General features: G+C 20.6%; 19 protein-coding genes and 1 tRNA gene. 5 read left to right on the forward strand and 15 right to left on the reverse strand.

The genetic code is table 11. The features are described 5' to 3' along the window. Positions 1–24: 24 nt before the first annotated feature. The 10 genes from ACLHHF_RS00585 to ACLHHF_RS00630 all read right to left on the reverse strand — a co-directional run bounded on the left by ACLHHF_RS00585 (position 25) and on the right by ACLHHF_RS00630 (position 9,740). The gene (locus tag ACLHHF_RS00585) at positions 25–1,383 is read right to left on the reverse strand and encodes a glycine--tRNA ligase (RefSeq protein ID WP_411307892.1); all 1,359 of its coding nucleotides are present in this window, start codon (positions 1,381–1,383) and stop codon (positions 25–27) included. 53 nt (positions 1,384–1,436) lie between these two features. Further along, complete coding sequence (recO, locus tag ACLHHF_RS00590; RefSeq protein WP_411307893.1) at positions 1,437–2,084, reverse strand: DNA repair protein RecO; 648 nt, start codon at positions 2,082–2,084, stop codon at positions 1,437–1,439. Continuing rightward, the gene (era, locus tag ACLHHF_RS00595; RefSeq protein WP_411307894.1) at positions 2,084–2,965 is read right to left on the reverse strand and encodes a GTPase Era; all 882 of its coding nucleotides are present in this window, start codon (positions 2,963–2,965) and stop codon (positions 2,084–2,086) included. The genes recO and era overlap by 1 nt, the downstream gene beginning before the upstream one ends. 26 nt (positions 2,966–2,991) lie before the next feature. Next, complete coding sequence (ybeY, locus tag ACLHHF_RS00600) at positions 2,992–3,426, reverse strand: rRNA maturation RNase YbeY (protein ID WP_411307895.1); 435 nt, start codon at positions 3,424–3,426, stop codon at positions 2,992–2,994. A gap of 159 nt (positions 3,427–3,585) precedes the next feature. Further along, positions 3,586–3,753: a 30S ribosomal protein S21 gene (rpsU, locus tag ACLHHF_RS00605; RefSeq protein WP_411307896.1), complete on the reverse strand. Its 168-nt coding sequence runs from the start codon at positions 3,751–3,753 to the stop codon at positions 3,586–3,588. A gap of 109 nt (positions 3,754–3,862) precedes the next feature. Beyond that, the gene (locus tag ACLHHF_RS00610; protein WP_411307897.1) at positions 3,863–4,114 is read right to left on the reverse strand and encodes a hypothetical protein; all 252 of its coding nucleotides are present in this window, start codon (positions 4,112–4,114) and stop codon (positions 3,863–3,865) included. 87 nt (positions 4,115–4,201) lie between these two features. After that, positions 4,202–6,538 carry an endopeptidase La gene (gene lon, locus ACLHHF_RS00615; protein ID WP_411307898.1) on the reverse strand — a complete coding sequence of 779 codons (2,337 nt, stop codon included), beginning with the start codon at positions 6,536–6,538 and terminating at the stop codon, positions 4,202–4,204. Between the two features lie 82 nt (positions 6,539–6,620). Further along, complete coding sequence (gene tig, locus ACLHHF_RS00620) at positions 6,621–7,934, reverse strand: trigger factor (RefSeq protein ID WP_411307899.1); 1,314 nt, start codon at positions 7,932–7,934, stop codon at positions 6,621–6,623. Positions 7,935–8,223: 289 nt separating this feature from the next. Then, positions 8,224–9,357 carry a methionine adenosyltransferase gene (metK, locus tag ACLHHF_RS00625; protein ID WP_411307901.1) on the reverse strand — a complete coding sequence of 378 codons (1,134 nt, stop codon included), beginning with the start codon at positions 9,355–9,357 and terminating at the stop codon, positions 8,224–8,226. A gap of 125 nt (positions 9,358–9,482) precedes the next feature. After that, positions 9,483–9,740 (reverse strand): cold shock domain-containing protein, encoded by a 258-nt coding sequence (locus ACLHHF_RS00630; protein WP_411307902.1) that lies wholly within the window; start codon positions 9,738–9,740, stop codon positions 9,483–9,485. A gap of 285 nt (positions 9,741–10,025) precedes the next feature. Between ACLHHF_RS00630 and ACLHHF_RS00635 the strand changes: the two genes are divergently transcribed. Then, the gene (locus tag ACLHHF_RS00635; RefSeq protein ID WP_411307903.1) at positions 10,026–10,385 is read left to right on the forward strand and encodes a holo-ACP synthase; all 360 of its coding nucleotides are present in this window, start codon (positions 10,026–10,028) and stop codon (positions 10,383–10,385) included. Between the two features lie 89 nt (positions 10,386–10,474). Then, positions 10,475–10,566: transfer RNA gene (locus ACLHHF_RS00640), tRNA-Ser, on the forward strand. 136 nt (positions 10,567–10,702) lie between these two features. Here ACLHHF_RS00640 and ACLHHF_RS00645 read toward each other — a convergent pair. The 5 genes from ACLHHF_RS00645 to lepA all read right to left on the reverse strand — a co-directional run bounded on the left by ACLHHF_RS00645 (position 10,703) and on the right by lepA (position 16,851). Continuing rightward, on the reverse strand, positions 10,703–11,932 hold the full coding sequence (locus tag ACLHHF_RS00645; RefSeq protein ID WP_411307904.1) for an extracellular solute-binding protein: 1,230 nt from the start codon (positions 11,930–11,932) through the stop codon (positions 10,703–10,705). Continuing rightward, positions 11,929–12,720, reverse strand: a complete 792-nt coding sequence (locus tag ACLHHF_RS00650; RefSeq protein WP_411307905.1) for an ABC transporter permease — start codon at positions 12,718–12,720, stop codon at positions 11,929–11,931. The genes ACLHHF_RS00645 and ACLHHF_RS00650 overlap by 4 nt, the downstream gene beginning before the upstream one ends. Positions 12,721–12,741: 21 nt before the next feature. Beyond that, on the reverse strand, positions 12,742–13,545 hold the full coding sequence (locus tag ACLHHF_RS00655; RefSeq protein WP_411307906.1) for an ABC transporter permease: 804 nt from the start codon (positions 13,543–13,545) through the stop codon (positions 12,742–12,744). Next, positions 13,545–14,837 carry an ABC transporter ATP-binding protein gene (locus tag ACLHHF_RS00660; protein ID WP_411307907.1) on the reverse strand — a complete coding sequence of 431 codons (1,293 nt, stop codon included), beginning with the start codon at positions 14,835–14,837 and terminating at the stop codon, positions 13,545–13,547. The genes ACLHHF_RS00655 and ACLHHF_RS00660 overlap by 1 nt, the downstream gene beginning before the upstream one ends. Before the next feature lie 196 nt (positions 14,838–15,033). After that, positions 15,034–16,851, reverse strand: coding sequence for a translation elongation factor 4 (gene lepA / locus ACLHHF_RS00665; RefSeq protein WP_411307908.1), 1,818 nt, complete (start codon positions 16,849–16,851; stop codon positions 15,034–15,036). 335 nt (positions 16,852–17,186) lie between these two features. Here lepA and ACLHHF_RS00670 point away from each other — a divergent pair, with 335 nt between their 5' ends. From ACLHHF_RS00670 to ACLHHF_RS00680, 3 genes are all read left to right on the forward strand, one after another. Further along, on the forward strand, positions 17,187–18,524 hold the full coding sequence (locus ACLHHF_RS00670) for an FAD-dependent oxidoreductase (protein ID WP_411307909.1): 1,338 nt from the start codon (positions 17,187–17,189) through the stop codon (positions 18,522–18,524). A 133-nt stretch (positions 18,525–18,657) separates the two neighbouring features. Beyond that, entirely contained in the window at positions 18,658–19,005 is a 348-nt protein-coding gene (locus tag ACLHHF_RS00675; protein WP_411307910.1) for a hypothetical protein, read from the forward strand. Positions 19,006–19,079: 74 nt separating this feature from the next. After that, the gene (locus ACLHHF_RS00680; RefSeq protein ID WP_411307911.1) at positions 19,080–19,676 is read left to right on the forward strand and encodes a nitroreductase family protein; all 597 of its coding nucleotides are present in this window, start codon (positions 19,080–19,082) and stop codon (positions 19,674–19,676) included. The last annotated feature ends 128 nt before the right edge of the window (positions 19,677–19,804 follow it).

A 19,804-nucleotide genomic window follows, 5' to 3' on the forward strand; every position in this document is an offset into this window, starting at 1 on the left:
TTCCACCACTTGTTACCTTAAAAACTAAAATAACAACTTATTTTCTAAATATTTTTTTATATCTTTAATAAATATCCTATCTTGTTTTAAATTGTCGCGATTTCTAATAGTACAACTTTCATCTAAAAAAGTTTGACAATCTATTGTAATACAAAAGGGAGTACCTATCATATCATGTTTACGATATCTTTTACCAATGCTTTGATTTTCTTCATAACAAACTTCAAAATATAACATTAAATCTTTTTGAATTTCCTTTGCTTTTAAACTATGCTCTTTTTTATTTAAAGGTAAAATAGCTGCTTTGAAAGGAGCTAAAAATGGATGAATTTTTAAAACTTGTCTAGTGTCTTTTATATTTAATTTTTCTTCTTCATAACTGTTAAATAAAAAAGCTAGAAATAATCTTTCTACACCCACCGAAGGTTCAATTACAAAGGGTAAATATTTTTTTTTATTTTTTTCATCTAAATAAGTTAAATTTTTTTTAGAAAATTGTTGATGTTTTTTTAAATCAAAATCTCTTCTTGAAGCAATACCCCATAATTCAGAAAAACCCCAAGGAAAATTGAATAATATATCAGTAGTAAAGTCAGAATAATGACTTAATTCTTCTGGTAAATAATCTTTAAACATTAAATTTTTAGAATGAATTCCTAAAGATAACAAAAAATCATTAACATATGTTTTCCAATATAAAAACCATTTTTTTTGTGTTCCTGGTTCACAAAAAAATTCTAATTCCATTTGTTCAAACTCACAAGTACGAAAAATAAAATTTCCTGGAGTTATTTCATTTCTAAAAGATTTACCAATTTGACCAACTCCAAAAGGAATTTTTTTTCTAGCTGTTTTTAAAATATTTTTAAAATTAATAAAAATTCCTTGAGCTGTTTCTGGTCTTAAATATACTTTTTTACTTTTTTCTTTTACTACTCCTTGATGAGTCTGAAATAACATATTAAAATTTTTTATAGAAGACCAATTTTTAGTTCCTAAAAGTTGATTATCAACAATATATTTTTGCATTTTTTCAAAAGACCAGCCACTAATATTTAATTTAGAATCATTTTGATTAATTAGTTTATCTGCACGATAACGTTTATTATCATCCTTATTTTCTATTAAAGGATCAGAAAAATGTGATAAATGTTCTGAAGCTTCCCATACTCTTGGATTTAATAAAATAGCACTATCGAACAAAATATTATCTTCTTGTTCTTTGATAAATTTTTTTAACCAAGCTTTTTTTATATTTTGTTTTAATAATGAACCTAAATGACCATAATCAAAACTATTAGCAAAACCGTCATAAATTTCACTACTTGCAAAAACAAAACCTGTTTGTTTAGCAAAAATAATAATTTTTTCTAAAGATGTCATAAAAACCTCTTATTATTTTATATATGTTAAAAAAATAATTAATAATATTAATTTTAATAAAGATTTTGTAATTTTATATCTAAATAAAATTCATAATAATAATAAATAAAATTTAAAATAGAGAGTTTTGTTTTAAGTTCTTGAATTTCATAAGAAGATCGAAGTAAAGATAGTTCCTTAATTTGAAAATCACTAAGGTTATTTTTTTCTTTTAAATTAAATTCACTTTTAAAATCTATAATAGAATTACTTTTTAACAAAAGATTATTAAAATTAATTTTATAACCTAAAAAATTCAAAAGTCTTAAAGCAAAACTTAAATATCCAGTTTGAATAAATTGTAATGCTTTTAAAACTTCTTGAAAAATAACCTTATGTGGTAAAGAATTATCAAAATTATAAATTGTTTTATCAATTAATTCTAAAATTAAAGAAGCTTTTTTTATATTTTGATAATTTTGTTTAATATTTTTATAATTATTTAACAAAAAAGCTTTATTAAGAACTAAAAATGAAGAATTTTGATTATTCTCAAATTCTATTAAATTTAAATATTCAATTAAAATACGATAAGGATTTATTATCATTTGAGAACCTTTAGCAATTAAAGTTTTTTTTCCTTCAGGTGTATAAATAAAAACTAATTTTGAATATTCTTTATATGAAGAAATTTTATAAATCAAACCTAGAGTTCTAGCCATTAATAATAGCCTAATTGTTTTAATAAATAAATATTTTCACGCCATTTTGGCTCTGTTTTAATCCATAAATTTAAACGTACTTTTATATTTAAAATATTTTTTATTTCTTTTTTAGCATTAATAGAAATTTGTTTTAACTTTTCACCTTTACTACCTATTAAAATTTTTTTTTGAGATGTTTTTTCTATTAAAATCAATACCCAAACCTCAATAAAATTATCATCAATATGATTAATACGTTCAACCATAGTACCAACAGAATAAGGTATTTCTTGACGACAATAAAAAAATATTTTTTCTCTTACTAATTCAGCAATTAAACGATCTTTTTTTTGATCAGTAATCATATCGGAAGGATAATACTTGGGTCCTTCTTTTAAATAAGACAAAATACTATTTTTTAAAGGAATTAAATTTTGTCCATTAATAGCAGAAATAGGAATAATATTATCAAATTTAAAATATTTTAAACAATCTAAAATAATTTTATCTATTTGAATTTTATTCTTAAAATTATCTATTTTATTAATTACTAAAATAATAGGTTTTTTATATTTTTGAATATTGGTTAAAAATTTTTTTTCTGATGAATTTAAAATATCAGTTATCAAAAATAAAATTATATCTACGCCACAAATACTTTTTAAAGAAGATTCGTCCATTCTTTTTGATAATAAAAATTTACGATTATTAAATCCAGGTGTATCAATAAAAACTAGTTGTGAATTAATATCATTACAAATTCCTATTATTTTATTAATAGTAACATTAGGTTTATCACTAACAATAGAAATTTTTTTTTTAACTAAAATATTAATCAAAGTAGATTTACCGACATTTGGTCTTCCTAAAATAGTTATAAAACCGGATTTAAATTTCATATTTATCTCCTTAAAATTAATTGCTATTATTTTTTATTTTTAGAAATGATTTTTTTATCTAAACCAACTTTTTTTAACATTTTTTCTTGAATAATAAGCATTTTTTTCAATTCATCCTCTGAATTATGTTCATAACCTTTTAAATGTAAATAGCCATGAGTTACTAAAAAACCAACTTCACGACTTAAACTATGATTATAATTTTGTGATTGTTTTTGGGCTTTATTTAAATTAATAAAAATATCTCCTAAAGAATCTGTATCTACTTCATTAATAAAAGATAAAACATCAGTATCATAATCTTTTTGACGATAATAAAAATTCATTTTTCTCATTTTAAACTGAGTTATAAAAATAACATTTATATTTTGTGTTTCGGACACAAAAGAAAATATTTTTTTTAATATTTTAGTTAAAGATTTAACTGAAATATTAGTTTTATTATGTATTTTAACTTTCATTTTTCAAACTTTTTATATAAATTTTTAAAAAATAATCAATAATAAATAATTATAATTATTTTATATTACGTAAATTTTATTAATAATAAAAAATAAAATAAAAAAAGCAACTTAAAAGATGCCTTTTTATTAAGATTTATATTTAATATATTATTAATATTAACGTAATAACATTTTATTACGACGATTTTTCTTTTCTACGCTTGGTTTAATATAATATTCTTTTTTACGGGCTGCAGCAAGATTACCAGATTTAGATACTTCACGTTTAAAACGACGTAAAGTTTCTTCAATAGTTTCTTCTTCACGAACTATAGTTTTTGGCATATTTTTTAACACCTCTTTTCATATTAAAATAAATAAAATGATATATTAAATAATTATATAAAATTTATTTTTTTTGTCAAATAAACATTTTAAAGTATATCTTTAAATTCTATATATTATTTTCACTTCCTGTTAGACAATATAAAAAAATAATAAAATAAAAAGTAATTAAAAATAATAATAAACGATTTAAAAATAATTCTGCTCCTTGAATCTTACGATTTTTATCTTTTTCTGAATAACTACCTGCATAAGAATTAATGTTATTTTCATCAGAAAATAATAATACGCTAAAAATAATTAAAAAATTAAACAAAATTAAAATAATTTTTAATAAAAATTTTATTGTTTCCGAATTCATAATTATTAACCTCTAATAAACTTTTATTTATATATATTTTATTATAAATATTTTTTAAGCAATAATAAAACTAAATATAAATTAATATTAAACTAAAGCTTTCGTAAAAACATCGTTAATATTATCAACAAGGATAATTTCTAAAACTTTAAGAACTTCTTCTGGAATATCATCAATATCTTTTAAATTATCTTTAGGAATTAAAATAGTATTCAACCCACTACGATTAGCGGCAATAGCTTTTTCTTTCAAACCACCAATAGGCAAAATTGTTCCATTTAAAGTAATTTCCCCTGTCATACCTATATCTTTACGAATATATCTTTTTTTTACAGCAGAAATAATAGAGGTAGCAATAGTAATACCTGCAGATGGTCCATCTTTAGGAATAGCACCTTCTGGTAAATGAATATGAAAATCATTTTTATTAAAAATCTCAAAATCAATTTCAAATTCTTTAGCATGAGATTTTAAAAAACTTAAAGCTGTCATAGCACTTTCCTTAATAACTTGACCTAATTTTCCTGTTAAAATTAATTGTCCTTTGCCTTTATAATAAGTTACTTCTACAGGTAATATGTCACCACCGAAAGAAGTATAAGCTAAACCATTAGCTATTCCGATTTGTTCTTTAATATTTGCTAATGTATGAAAATAAATAGTTTTACCTAAATAAGATTCAATATTTTCTTTATTTATAACAACTTTTTCTTTTTTATTAATTAAAATTTCTTTTACAGTTTTTCTAACTAAATCAGCTATGTTTTTATTTAACTGTCTAACACCTGCTTCTTTTGTATAGTGACGTATTATATGAAATATACTAGAATCATCAATTTCAAATTGTGAATCATTTAAACCATGAATTTTAATCTGTTGCGAAATCAAATGATTTTTAGCAATCATAAACTTATCTTGTTCTGTATAAGAATTTAATTCAACTATTTCTAATCTATCCCTCAAAGGAGCAGAAATATTTTCTAAATAATTAGCAGTTGTAATGAATAAAACATGTGATAAATCAAAAGGTTCAGATAGATAATTATCCATAAAAGTTTTATTTTGTTTTGGATCTAAAACTTCCATTAAGGCAGAAGATGGATCATAACTATTATTAAATACTAATTTATCAATTTCATCTAATAAAAATACCGGATTCATTGTGCCTGCTTCTTTCAAACCATTTAAAATACGGCCTGGCATAGCACCAACATAAGTTTTTCTATGACCTCTAATTTCACTTTCTTCTTTTAAACCACCAAGTGATTGTTTTACAAATTTACGTCCTAATGCTTCTGAAATAGAAATAGCCAAAGAAGTCTTACCCACACCTGGAGGACCAGATAAACAAAGAATAGTTTGAGGATTTTTCTTAGTCATAATTTTTACTGCAGCATATTCAATAATACGTTCTTTGACTTTTTTTAAACCATAATGGTTAGTATCTAATTTATCTTGAATTTTTTTTAAATTATTAACATCTTTACTAAATTTTCCCCAAGGTAAAGCTATTAAAAAATCTAAATAAGTCCTAATTACAAAATATTCAGCTACTAAAGAAGATGATGATTGATAACGTGACAACTCTTGAAAAGCTTTTTCTTTTATATTAGAAGGCATTTTAGAAATTTTAATTTTTTTTCTAAGTTCTTCAATTTCTTCTTCTTTTTTAGCTTTTTCACCTAATTCGTTTTGAATAGCACGCATTTTTTCTCTTAAATAAAATTCTTTTTGATTTTCGTCAATACTATGTCTAACTTGATCATTAATTTTTTGTTCAATAGAAATATTAAACATATGAGAAGCAATATCATTCAAAATGTAAAAAAGTCTTTTATTTAAATTTTGTTCTTTTAAATATTTATATTTTTGGGTTTCATCAATACGCAAACAAAAAATAATTAAATCAGTTAATTTTTCACTACTAATTTCTTGTCCAAACTGCTCTAAAAGATTTTTATCTGAATTACCAACTATTTCATGAGAATTATTACTAATTTCTTCAATAACCATTTTAATTAAAACTTTTTCATCTTTTAAATCACCATATAAAGTTTTAACTTCATTATATTCGACTAAATATAAAGGAGAAGTTTTTACAAATTTTTTAATTTTAATTCTTTTAATAACATGAAACTTAACTTTATAAATATCATTAGAAATTTTAACTTTAGTAATAATTTTTGCTAAAACTCCAAATTTTTCAATATCTAAAATTTTAATCTTATCACTAAAAAAATTCTTTTGTAATAAAACTAAAACATAGGGATAATTATTTTTTTCTGCCAATTTTAAAGCTTCAACAGAAAAAGAACGTCCTACCTCAATTCTAAAATCATTGTGTGGGATTGGAACAATTCCTCTAATAACTACTGCAGGTAATTCATTAGTAATAATTTCTTTTTCTTCTTTATAATTATCCATGTTTTTTTACTCCTATCCGAAATAAATTATTAAATTACTATATTATATAACTAAAATAAAAAATAAAAATTTATATCATATATTAATTTTTATTTTTTTCGATATCTACTTTAATAATTGCTTTTGATATTATAAAATTAAAAACTTTTTCTTCTAATAAATAATTTTTTATTCTTGAAGAAGAATAATAGTTTTTATTTTCTTGAATATTTTTATTATCTACTTTATTTATTTCTTTTTTAATTTGTTCTATTTCTGTTTCAAGCACTGTTAATTTTTCTTGTTCAATAATTTTTTTTAATAATATTTCCCATTTAGTTTTATGCAATATTTTTTCTTCTATATTTTTTTCAAATTCCTCTAGAGTTATATTTAAAGAAATAAGATATTGTTCTAAAGTAATTTTTTTTTGAATAATTTTTGTTTTTAAATTTTCTATTTCTTGTTTTTTAATTTTATCTAAAAAATATTTAGAAATATCTACATAAGAATTATTAATTATATAATTTAAAATTTGTTCTTTAAAATATTTTTGTTCTTGAAAATTATTTTCAATTTCTAAATTTTTTTTTATATTTTGTTTCAATTCAAATATATTTTTAATATTTTTAAAATTCATTTTTTTTACTATTTCATCTGAAATAATCATTGGTTTTTTTTTAATTTTAATAGCTTTTAAAAAAACATGAAAAATAGCTTTTTTATTAGATAATTTTTTTAAATGATAATCAAAAGGAAAAGTAACATGAATTTCTTTTTTTTCTTTAATTTTCATTCCTATCATAGATTCTTCAAAACCAGGAATAAATCTACCACTACCAATTTCTAAATAAAAATCTTTAGCTTGACTTCCTTCAAAAGATTTTTTATTAATAAATCCTTTAAAATCAATTATAGCAATATCGCTTAATTCCAATAATAAATTACTTTTTTTATCTTCGAAAATAAATTGTTTTTCTAACAATTGTTTTATTTTTATTTCTACTTCTTCTTCAATATTAAATTTTTTTTTAATTATTTCTAAACCTTTATATTTACATAAATCAATTTTTGGAACTAAATTAAATTCTAAACCAAAATTTAAAGGTTTTGTAAAATCAAAAGGATATGGTTTTAAATCTATTAATTCAGGTTGATCAATAATTACTAATTTTTTATCTTTTAAAATTTCTTGATATTTTTGAGTTACCAAATCTTCAAAAACTTTATTATATAAATAATCAGTATTAAAAAATTTCTGAAAAACTTTTATTGGTACATGTCCTTTACGAAAACCTTTAAAACTTATTGTTTTTTTTATAAGATTATAATTATCAGACAATTTTTTTTCCAATTCATCAACATTAATGCAAAAATAATATATTATACGATAATCACTAATTCTTTTTATTTCCATAATTTTCTCTCTGATATTTATTATTAAATATTTTAAAATAAATTTTAATAATTTTTTATAATTTAATATTATTTTTGATTTATAAAATAAATATCATTATATAGTGTGAATAATAATAATTTAAAAAATTATAAAATTAAATTAATTTATATTAGAATATCATAGTAAAAATTTTTTTAATACACAATTGTATTATACAAAATTTTAAGTAAAAATATAAAATTTATTAAAAAAAATATAAATAAAAATAATAGTAAATTATCAATATTATAATTTATAAAAATAAAAATTAAAGTAATTTTTCAAAAATATTTTTTTTATCTATTTTTTCCCAAGAAAAATTATTTTTATAATTACCAAAATGTCCTTCAGAAGCTGTTCTTTGATAAATAGGATTTTGTAAATCTAATGTTTGTATAATTCCTTTAATTTTTAAATCAAAATTATTTTTAATTGTTTGTAAAATTATTTTTTCAGAAACTTTATTTGTATTAAAAGTATTAATATAAATTCCCATAGGATATTCAATACCTATAGCATAAGAAATTTGAATTTCACAAATATCACAAATTCCTGAAGCAACAATATTTTTTGCTAAATATCTTGCCATATAAGAAGCACTACGGTCAATTTTAGAAGAATCTTTACCACTGAAAGCACCGCCGCCATGACGAGAATAACCACCATAAGTATCTGAAATAATTTTTCGACCTGTTAATCCAGTATCTGCATTAGGTCCGCCATTAACAAAAGATCCTGCAGGATTAATATAATAATTTGTTTTAGAATTAACAAAATTATTATCGATAACTGGTATTATTACTTCTTTTTTAATAGCATCAATTAAAATTTTTCTATCGATATTAGCTTCATGTTGTGTAGAAATAACTATTGAATCAATATATAATGGTTTATTATTGAAATCATGAACCATAGTTATTTGAGTTTTTCCATCTGGTCGTAAAAAAGGAATAATTTTATTTTCTCTAACTTCTGTCAACTTTAAAGAAAGTTTTTTTGATAAATCAAAACCCAAAGGTAAAAAAGAAGATGTTTCATTAGTGGCATAACCAAACATCAAACCTTGATCACCTGGTACATTTTTATCAACAACTAAAGAAATTTCTTTCGATTGATAATGTATTTTATTAATAATTTCTAAATCTTGATAAGAAAAATTTTCTTCTCTCCTATCATAACCTATAGAGCGAACAATTTTTTTAATAATATTATTATAATCAATAAAAATATTCGGCTCAACTTCACCTAAAACAAAAACTGTTTTAGCAGTTACAATAGTTTCAATAGCAACTCTAGCATCTTTTTTCTGTTCTAAAAAAGCATCTAATAAAGCATCAGAAATTTGATCTGCTACTTTATCTGGATGACCTTTAGTAACTGATTCACTAGTAAATTTTTGCATTAAGATACACCACTTAATTTTTTAATTGAAATATTTTAAAAAAATATTTATAAATAATAAATTAAAAAAAACTTGTTTTTTCAAGTTTTTTTAATTAAAATAATTATAATTAATTTATTTTTTTACTATTTTTGTTGTTGTTTTGTTAAACGAACAATATCAATAGCTTGTGGTCCTTTTTCTCCTTGAACAAGAGTAAATTCAACTTCTTCGCCTTCATCTAAAGATCTAAAACCATCGCATTGAATGTCAGTTTGATGAAAAAAGATATCTTGAAAGTCACTGTCTAATTTTTTTAAAAATCCGTAACCTTTACTACTATTAAACCATCTACAAACACCTTTTATCTTTTCTGTAGAATGTTTTGTTTCTTTTTCTGACATAATTAAAAATATATACCCCTTTTATTTAATTTTAATACTTTCGGTTTAATGAAACCTAAATATATTATAACTAATTTATTTAAAATTTCAAGATATTTAAATATAAATTTTAAAAATGTTTAAATTTTTTTAAATATTATAATAAAAAATAAAATATTATATGATTTTATAATCATAAAAATGAAACAATTTCAATAATTAAAATTTTATAAAGTAAAAAACTTTGATAAAATAAAAATTAATAAATATTAAAAATAAAAATTATTTCATAAAAGAAAGAAAATAATGAAAATTGAAAATATTGGTATAGATATTATAGAGATTAAAAAAATTGAAAAAATAGGTATAGAAAAAATATCTAAAAAAATTTTATCTCCAGAAGAATATAATATATTTTTAAATATAAAAAATATTAAAAGAAAATTAAGTTTTATTACTGGCAGATGGGCAGCAAAAGAAGCTATTTTTAAAACTTCATATACTAGTAAAAATAAAAAAAACAATTTTTGTTCATATACGATTTTAAATAATAAATTAGGAGAACCTTATATCAAAAATTTAGATAAAAAAAAAAAAATTATGATTTCTATTTCACATAGTGAAAAATATGCTGTAGCATTAGCAATATTAACAACTATAAATTAAAAAAAATTTGACTTTATTATAAATTTATAATAAAATAAGTTATTATTTAAATATATAAAATATAAAGAATTATATAGAATAAAATAAATGGAGTAGTACTCAAGCGGTTATAAGAGGCGTCCCTGCTAAAGACGTAGTCCGAGCAATCGGCGCAAGGGTTCGAATCCCTTCTACTCCGCCATAAATTTTAAATTTAATAAATTTTTTTTATAAAATTCAATTATTTTAAAGTATAAAAAATTTATTAAGTAATAAAATTATTAAAATTTTAAAATTTATCTAAAATAAAAATGTCCTCATTTAAAATATTAATTATTTTAATGAGGATTTAATTTTTTTTTGGAATAAGAAAAAAATAAATTAAATAATAATATAAAAATAATTATCAAAAAACTAAAAATAAATAACCACTTATCACTTCTAATAGAAGCTGAATAAATTTCATACCAAGCATCAAAAATTTTTTTATTTAATTCTTTATCATAATTATATATCACATCTTGTTCAATCGAATCATTACTAATAATTTTATTTTCTTCAGAATAAGGAGAAGCATATTTAATATAATCATAATTTTTTTTTAAATTATCTTCCTTAAACAAAAAATTAATAAATTTATTAGCCCCTTTTATATTAGAATTTTTAGGAATAATAATACCATCAACCCAAATATTAGTTCCTTTATTTGTTTCATCTTTATCATTAAAAGTATAATAGTCTAAATTATCATTTTTTTCCATTAAAAAAGCAGCATCGCCAGAATAAACTAATGATATGTCATAACGTTCATTATTTTTTTCTTTCATATTATCCAATATTTGATCTGTAACAAAAGAAAGCTGAGAATTTTGTTTTTTCAAATCTATTAACCATTCTTTAGCATTTGTAATTTCTTCATCCGAAGGTTTTTTTATATTTTTACTATCACAACCGGTAGCTTTTAAACCCATGAATAAAACATCTTTAGGGTTATTATATAAAGATATTTTCATTTCGGGTTTTTTAAATATACTTTTCCAATCCTTAATTTTCATATTCATATCTGTAAAAATTTTCTTATTATATAATAAACCAACATTACCCCAAACATAAGGTATCGCATAAAAACCTTTATTTTTATTTTCACTATTGTAAAAAATTTCTTTATTAAAAGCACCATTTTTTTCTAAAATTTTTGATAAAAATTTATTTAAATTTGGTTTTTCTTTTAAATTTTCAAAGAGGCCATCGGAACCTAAAAACATTTGTTTTAAATAATTATCTTTTTGTAATTGTTCTATAGCATATTCACTTAAAATAACAATATCATAAACATTTCCTGTTTTAATTTTATTTATTGCTAATTCATTAGAAACAAAAAAACTTTGTTTAATTTCAAAATCTGGATCTGTTTTATTAAATTCTTCAATAATTTCATCATTAATAAACTCTCCCCAATTAAATAAAGTTATAGTTGTTTTTTTATTTTTTTTATTTGAATAATAAAAAAATAATAAAATAAAAATAAAAATAAAAATAAAAATAAAAATAAAAATATTTTTTTTCATTTAAAAATAGATTCTTTTCTTAATTTTAAATAATTAATAAAAATTTTAAAAAATATAAATAAAATCAAAATGGATGATAATGCGTTAATAGCAGGATTAATAGTTCCTTTTAAACTATAAATATAAGAGGATATATTTTGATAATCCGATCCTCCTACAAAATAAGATATAATAAAATCGTCAAATGATAAGGCAAAAGCTAAGCTAGCGGCTGCTAAAATAACACTTTTTAATTGTGGTAAAACAACTCTAATTAAAGTTTGTAAAGGATTAGCTCCTAAATCATAAGCAGCTTCAAATAAATTTATTTCAAAATTACTACATTTAGGAAAAACAGTAGCTAAAACATAAGGAACGCTAAATGAAATATGAGCAAAAAGCATTCTTAAAAAACCATTTTCTAATCTAATAAAACCAAAAAAAACAAATAAAGCCAAAGCAATAATTATTTCTGGAATAACAAAAGAAATTTGATTTAAATTTAAAATAAAATTTTGCCATTTTAATTTATTTTGAGTCAAAGAAATTGCTGCTAAAGTTCCTATAATAGTTGAAATTAAAGTAGAAAAAATAGCAATTTTAAAAGTCACAAAAATAGAATTTCTAATAGCAGAATTACTGAAAATTTTAATATACCATTGAAAACCAAAACGTTCCCAATTTACTAAAGAAGCAATTCTACCCTCTGCTTGATTAAAAGAAAAAATTATTAAAGATAAAACAGGAATATAAATAAATAATAATATTAAATTTAAATAAAAATAATCTAAAAAATTTTTTTTAAACATAATTTTAACAATACCTTTAAATTATTTGCTTTTTTTACAAAAAATAAAAACTAACAACATTAATAATATTAAATTAACAGCAATAGAACAAACACTTTGAATATCGCCAATTAAAAGAGTTTTATTTTCTATTAATTCAGAAATCATAGGAATAGTTGAATTTCCAAGATATTTAGAAACTACAATATTTGTAACCACTTGAAAAGAAACTAAAATACATCCTATAAAAGACTCATTGAAAGATAAAGGAAAAATAATTTTTTTAAAAACTTGTGTTTCATTAGCGCCAAGATCTTTAGCAATATTAATTAAATGAGGATCTATAGAAATAATACTTAAATAAATAGGTAAAAACATATAAGGCAAAAATAAATAAATAAAGCCAATAAACATAGATAAATTAGTTTCTAAAATTGTAATGTGAAAAATTTTTTCCAAAAAACTAAAAATTTGAACTAATGCTTGTGTTTTTAAAATCATGTTAATCCAAATCATACCATTAATTAATAAAACTAAAATTCCTTGTGTTAAAGGATTAAATTTAGAAACAATATAACCCAAGGGATAAGATATTATAAAAAGTAAAAAAACAGTAATAATAGATATTGATAAAGATCTTAATAAAATATAAAAAAAAGAAAAATTATTAAAAAGAGAACGATAATATTTTAAAGTAAAAGTAGTATTAAAAAAACCTTCATTATTAGTTTCTTGAAAAGAATTTAAAAGAATAAAAAAAATAGGTAATAAAACAAAAAATGTTAAAACTAAATAATAAGGAATTAATGATATCTTATATAAATAATTTTTTTTTCTATAAACCATTACCATATTTCCATAACATGTAAATCTTCAGGATTAAAAAAAAGTCCAACAAAAGTATTAAATTTAACATAATCTGTTGTATGAATAATATATACTCTATAAGAAGTTTCTACATTAATTTCCCAATGAATTCCTTTAAAAGCTACTAAAATAACTTGGCCAGTTATCAAACCCTTTTCTTCTTTTACAATATCAATATCTTCGGGTCTAATAACAATATCTACTTTTTCATTTTTTTTAAAACCATAGTCAATACATTTAAATTCTTGATTATCAAAAAATACCAAATAATCATCTTTCATTATTCCAGAAATTAAATTAGATTCTCCTATAAATTTAGCAACAAAATTATTAGTTGGTTCATTATAAATATCTTCTGGAGTTCCTATTTGTTGTACTTCACCTTGATGCATAACTAATATTTTATCACTCATAGTTAAAGCTTCTTCTTGATCATGTGTAACAAAAATAAAAGTAATTCCTGAATTTCTTTGAATTTGTTTTAATTCATATTGCATTTCTTGTCTTAATTTTAAATCTAAAGCAGCTAAAGGTTCATCTAACAACAACACTTTTGGCTCATTAATTAAAGCCCTAGCTATTGCTACTCTTTGTTGTTGCCCTCCAGATAATTGATTAATATTTCGATTTTCAAAATTTTCTAAACCAACAATTTTTAAATATTTAAAAACTTTTTGATGAATCAACAACTCAATTTCTTTTTTATTCAAAATTTTATCATACATTTCATTTAATTTAAAATTAAAATCATTTTTAAAATTAAAAATTTCTATTTTTAATTTTTGTTTTAATTCCTTAATTTGAAATTTAATTTTATCTTTATTAGTAATATTAACATATTTTAAAATATTTAATAACTCTTGAATTTTAATTTGATAAATTTGTTTTAAATTATATATTTCTTGTTTGTTATCATTTTTAAAAATTTTTATTTTTTGTTTAATCAATAAATTAAAATCTTTAATTCTTAAACCAAAAGCAATATTTTCAAAGACATTTAAATGAGGAAATAAAGAATATTTTTGAAAAACAGTATTAATTGGTCTTTTATGAGCAGGTATTTGTAAAATACTTTTACCTTCAAATAAAAGATCACCATTGTTAGGATTTTCAAATCCGCCAATAATTTTTAAAATAGTAGTTTTCCCACAGCCAGAAGGACCCAATAAAGTAACAAACTCATTAGTTTTAATTTCAAGACTAACACCTCTTAAAACTAATTGTTCATCAATTGTTTTAGTAATATCTTTTAATTCGATCAAATTAGTCATAAATTCAACTTCTTTCTAAAAATATTAATATAAATAAAAATAATTATAATATTTTTAAATAAAAAATAATTAAATATATATAATAAAAAAACAATATTAATTTAATAAAAAAATATTTTATATTTTTTGAAATAAGAAATTTAAAAAATAATCTAAAATAAATTATAATTTATTAAAAAATAAAATTTATTCCATTTTATTCAGTAGAAAGAATAGCTAAAAAAGCTTTTTGTGGCAATTTAACTTTTCCTAAATTTTTCATTTTCTTTTTACCTTCTTTTTGTTTAGATAATAATTTTTTTTTTCGACTAACATCTCCACCATAACATTTAGAAATAACATCTTTACGCATAGATTTAATATTTTCTCTTACAATAACTCGTTTTCCGATTGCTATTTGAATAGGAACTTCAAACATTTGTTTAGGAATACATTCCATTAATTTTGAACAAATTACTTTTCCTCTAAAATAAGCAAAATCTTTATGAACAATAATAGAAAGAGCATCAATAACATCTCCATTTAATAAAATATCCATTTTTTGTAAAGATGAAGATTGATAACTATCTATTTCATATTCAAAAGAAGCATAACCTTTAGTGATAGATTTTAATTTATCAAAATAATTATACATAATTTCAGAAAGTGGAAAAAAATAAATTATCATAGCTATATTTTTATCTAAATAACTAATATCTTTTAATTTTCCTCTTTTACTTTGTGAAAGTGTCATAACAGTTCCAATATAAATTCGTGGGCAAATTATATTTGCTTTTATGAAAGGTTCTTCTACTCTTTCAATTATTTGAGCATTAGGCCATTTAGAAGGATTATCAACTAAAATTTTTTCACCTTTTTTAGTATAAACATGATAAATTACAGAAGGAGCAGTAGTAATAGCTTCTATATCAAATTCTCTACTAATCCTTTCTTGAATAATTTCCATATGTAAAAGACCTAAAAAACCTATTCTAAAACCCAATCCTAAAGCAACCGAAGTTTCTGGTTCAAAAGTTAATGAAGCATCATTTAACTTCAATTTTTCTAAAGCTGATTTTAAAGTTTCATATTTACTACAAGTAATTGGATAAAGACCACAAAATACAACAGGTTGAATTTTACGATAACCAGGTAAACGTTGTTTAGTTGGATTTTTATGATTAGTAATAGTATCACCAACTCGAACTTTATCAATACTTTTGATAGAAGCAGCTAAATAACCTACTTCTCCTACAAATAAAAAAGGTTTGGGAGTTTGAAATGGACTATAAACACCAACTTCTGAAACTTCATAAACTTCATTGTTAGACATAAAACGAATTTGATCCCCTTTTTGAATCTTTCCATTAAAAACTCTAATCAAAGAAACAACTCCTTTATAAGGATCAAAAAAAGAGTCAAAAACTAAAGACTGAAAAGGTTCATTAATATCTCCTTTTGGTGATGGAATATCAGAAATAATTTTTTCTAAAATTTCTGAAACTCCTATACCAGTTTTACCACTTACTAAAATAGTATTTTCTGGTTCAATGCCTAAAGTTGATTTAATTTCTCTTTGAACTTTATTAACATCAGCATTTGGTAAATCAATTTTATTAATTACAGGAATTATTAATAAATTATTTTCTATTGCTAAATAAAAATTACTTAAAGTTTGTGCTTGAATACCTTGTGTTGCGTCAACAACTAAAATAACCCCTTCACAAGCAGCAAGAGCACGAGAAACTTCATAATTAAAATCTACATGTCCAGGAGTATCAATTAAATGCATAATATATTCGTCACCTTTTTTATCATTAAAAATGATTTGAACAGCATTTAATTTAATAGTAATACCACGTTCTTTTTCTAAGTCCATAGAATCTAAAAATTGCTTTTGCATAAGTCTTTTTTCAACTGTATTAGTAATTTCTAAAATTCTATCAGCTAAAGTTGATTTACCATGATCAACATGTGCAATAATAGAAAAATTTCTAATTCTTTTTTGTTTATTATTTAATTTTTTTATTTGCATTTTTAAACACCATTTTAAAATAGTTTAATATCTAAAATATTAAATTAAGTTTATTATAAAATAAAAGTTTTATAATATTATAACAACAAAAGTTATTTTAATAAATATAATTATGATAAAAAATTAAAATATTTTTAAATATATAATAAAAATTAAAAAATATTTAAAAAAATACTTGAATATAATTTCATATAAGATTAAAATAATATTGTTAGATATAATAGTTTTAGATATATTTAAATACATGATAAAATAAAAATATATTATAATGTAAATGAGCTTAATATATTAATATACATATAAAAAAAATGTTGGAAGGAGTTTCATATAAAATAATGAAAGTAATTATAATTGGTTGTACTCACGCAGGAACAGCGGCTGCAAAAACTATTAAAAAAAATAATCCTCAAACAAAATTAACTATTTATGACAAAAATGATAACATTTCATTTCTTTCTTGTGGTATAGCTTTATACATAGAAGGAGTTGTTAAAGATAAAAATGGATTATTTTATTCTAATCAAGATGAACTTTCAAATATTGGAGCAGAAATTAAATTAAAACATGAAGTTATGGAAATAAATTTAAAACAAAAACAAATTTTAATTAAAAATTTAGAAACAAATAAAGAATTTATTGACAATTTTGATAAATTAGTTTTAGCTTTAGGTTCTTGGCCTATCATACCACAATTAGAAGGAATAAAATCAAAAAATATTTTATTATCTAAAAATTTTAATCATGCAAATAATATTATAAAATATATTAAAAATATTGATAAAATCACAATAGTTGGAGCTGGATATATCGGTATTGAATTAGCAGAAGCTTTAGCAGTACAAGGTAAAAAAATAGTTTTAATAGATGCAGAAAAAAGAATTATGCCTAAATATTTAGATAAAGAATTTACTGATATAGCTGAAAAAACATTACAAGATAACGGTGTTCATTTAGCTTTAAATCAAAAAATTACTGGCTTTGATGTTGAAGGAGAACTAATAACTAAAGTTCATACTGAAAAATCAACTTTTGAAACTGAAATGTTAATTATGTGTATTGGTTTTAGACCAGATACAAATTTAATAAAAGATAAAATAAAAGTTTCAGATAATGGAGCTATATTAATTGATGAATTCATGGTAACTTCTCATCCAGATGTTTATGCGTGTGGTGATTGCATAAATAGTTATTATAATCCTACACAAGAACCAAAATACATTCCTTTAGCAACTAACGCTATTAGAACAGGAATGATTGTAGGTTTAAATATTGAAACACCAAAATTTAAATATTTAGGAACTCAAGGAACAAGCGGTATTAAAATTTATGATTGGCACATTGCTTCTACTGGTTTAAATGAAAGTGTAGCTAAAAAATTAGGAAATAATTATGATTCTGTAATTATTAAAGATGCTAATAGACCAGAATTTATGCCTCAATATGATAAAGTATTATTAAAAATAGTATTTGATAAAATTTCTCGTAAAATTTTAGGTGGTCAAATTATTTCTAAGTCAGACTTAACAGAAAAAATAAATACTTTAAGCGTTTGTATTCAAAAAAATATGACTGTTGAAGAATTATCATTAATAGATTTCTTCTTTCAACCACATTTTAATAAACCTTTAAGTATATTAAATTTAGCAGGTTTAAAAGCTCTAAATATTAAATAATAACTATAAAAAAAAATATTTTAACTAACAAATTTAATATTTTATTTATCTTTAACTAATATATCTAATATTTTATTTAATTAAAATAAATAAAAAATATAAATAATAAACAAAAGAAAGCTTAAAATAAAAAATGAAAATTATAAATAAAAGAAAAAAAACAATTTTATTTCTATTCTTAATTTTAACTTTAATTTTAAATATAAATATTCAGGCATCATTAATATCAACAATAAATAATGATTTGCCAAAAATACAAAAAGAAAAAATTTTAAATTTATTAGATGAAACAGATAACAATTTTAACAAATTTAATAAAAAATTTAATAAAAAATTTATTATAAATTTACAAACTACAACTAGTATAATAAAAAGGGGTTTATGTCAAGTTAATTGTGGAGAAAAAAACATAAAAGAATTAGAACCATATATAAATAAATTAAAATTTTTAAATCAAAAATTGATGTTTTTGAATCAATAATGAATTTAAAGAATTGAAAAATTAATAAAATTTTATTGTAAATAAAAATAAAGTTAAAATAAGGATTTTTTAAAATGAATTTATTAACTTCTAGAAGAACAGTTCGTAATTTTGAAATCAATCACAAAATACCAAGAAATATTTTTAAAAAAATTATAAAAGATACTTCATATGCTCCCTCTTCTTTTAATCTTCAACCGTGGCATTTTTTTATTATTGAAACATTAGAAAATAAAAAAAAATTAGCTATTTGTTTAGATGATGGAAATCGAAATCAATTAGAAACTAGTTCAGCTATGATTTTAATTTTTGGTAATATATATAAAAAAGAATTAAAAAAAAAAATATATAATAATTTAGAAATATCAAAAAAAGAAATAATATTTAAAAAAATAAATAATTATTATGATTCTATGACTAATGAAGAAATAAAAAATGAACTTTTTTTAGAATGTGGTATTGTATCTTTACAATTAATGTTATCTGCTAAAAATTATGGTTATGAAACATGTCCTATTGGTGGTTTCAATAAAAAAAAATTGAATGAATTTTTTAACATTGAAAAAAAATACTTACCAATTTTAATAGTAGCAATAGGAAAAAAAGCTAAACAAAATGAAAAATCAAAAACTTTCAAACTAGAAGCTGAAGAATTTACACATTGGTTATAATTTTTTTTAAAAATTAGTTTTTTTATAAATAAAATATTTAAATGATCATAAATCTTTTAAAATAAATAAATGATTTATGGTCATTATTATTTTTGTTAAATTTTTTAAAATAAAAAAATTTAACAAAT

Source organism: Candidatus Phytoplasma pyri (genome assembly GCF_046600495.1).
GTDB classification, from domain to species: Bacteria; Bacillota_I; Bacilli_A; order Acholeplasmatales; family Acholeplasmataceae; genus Phytoplasma; species Phytoplasma pyri.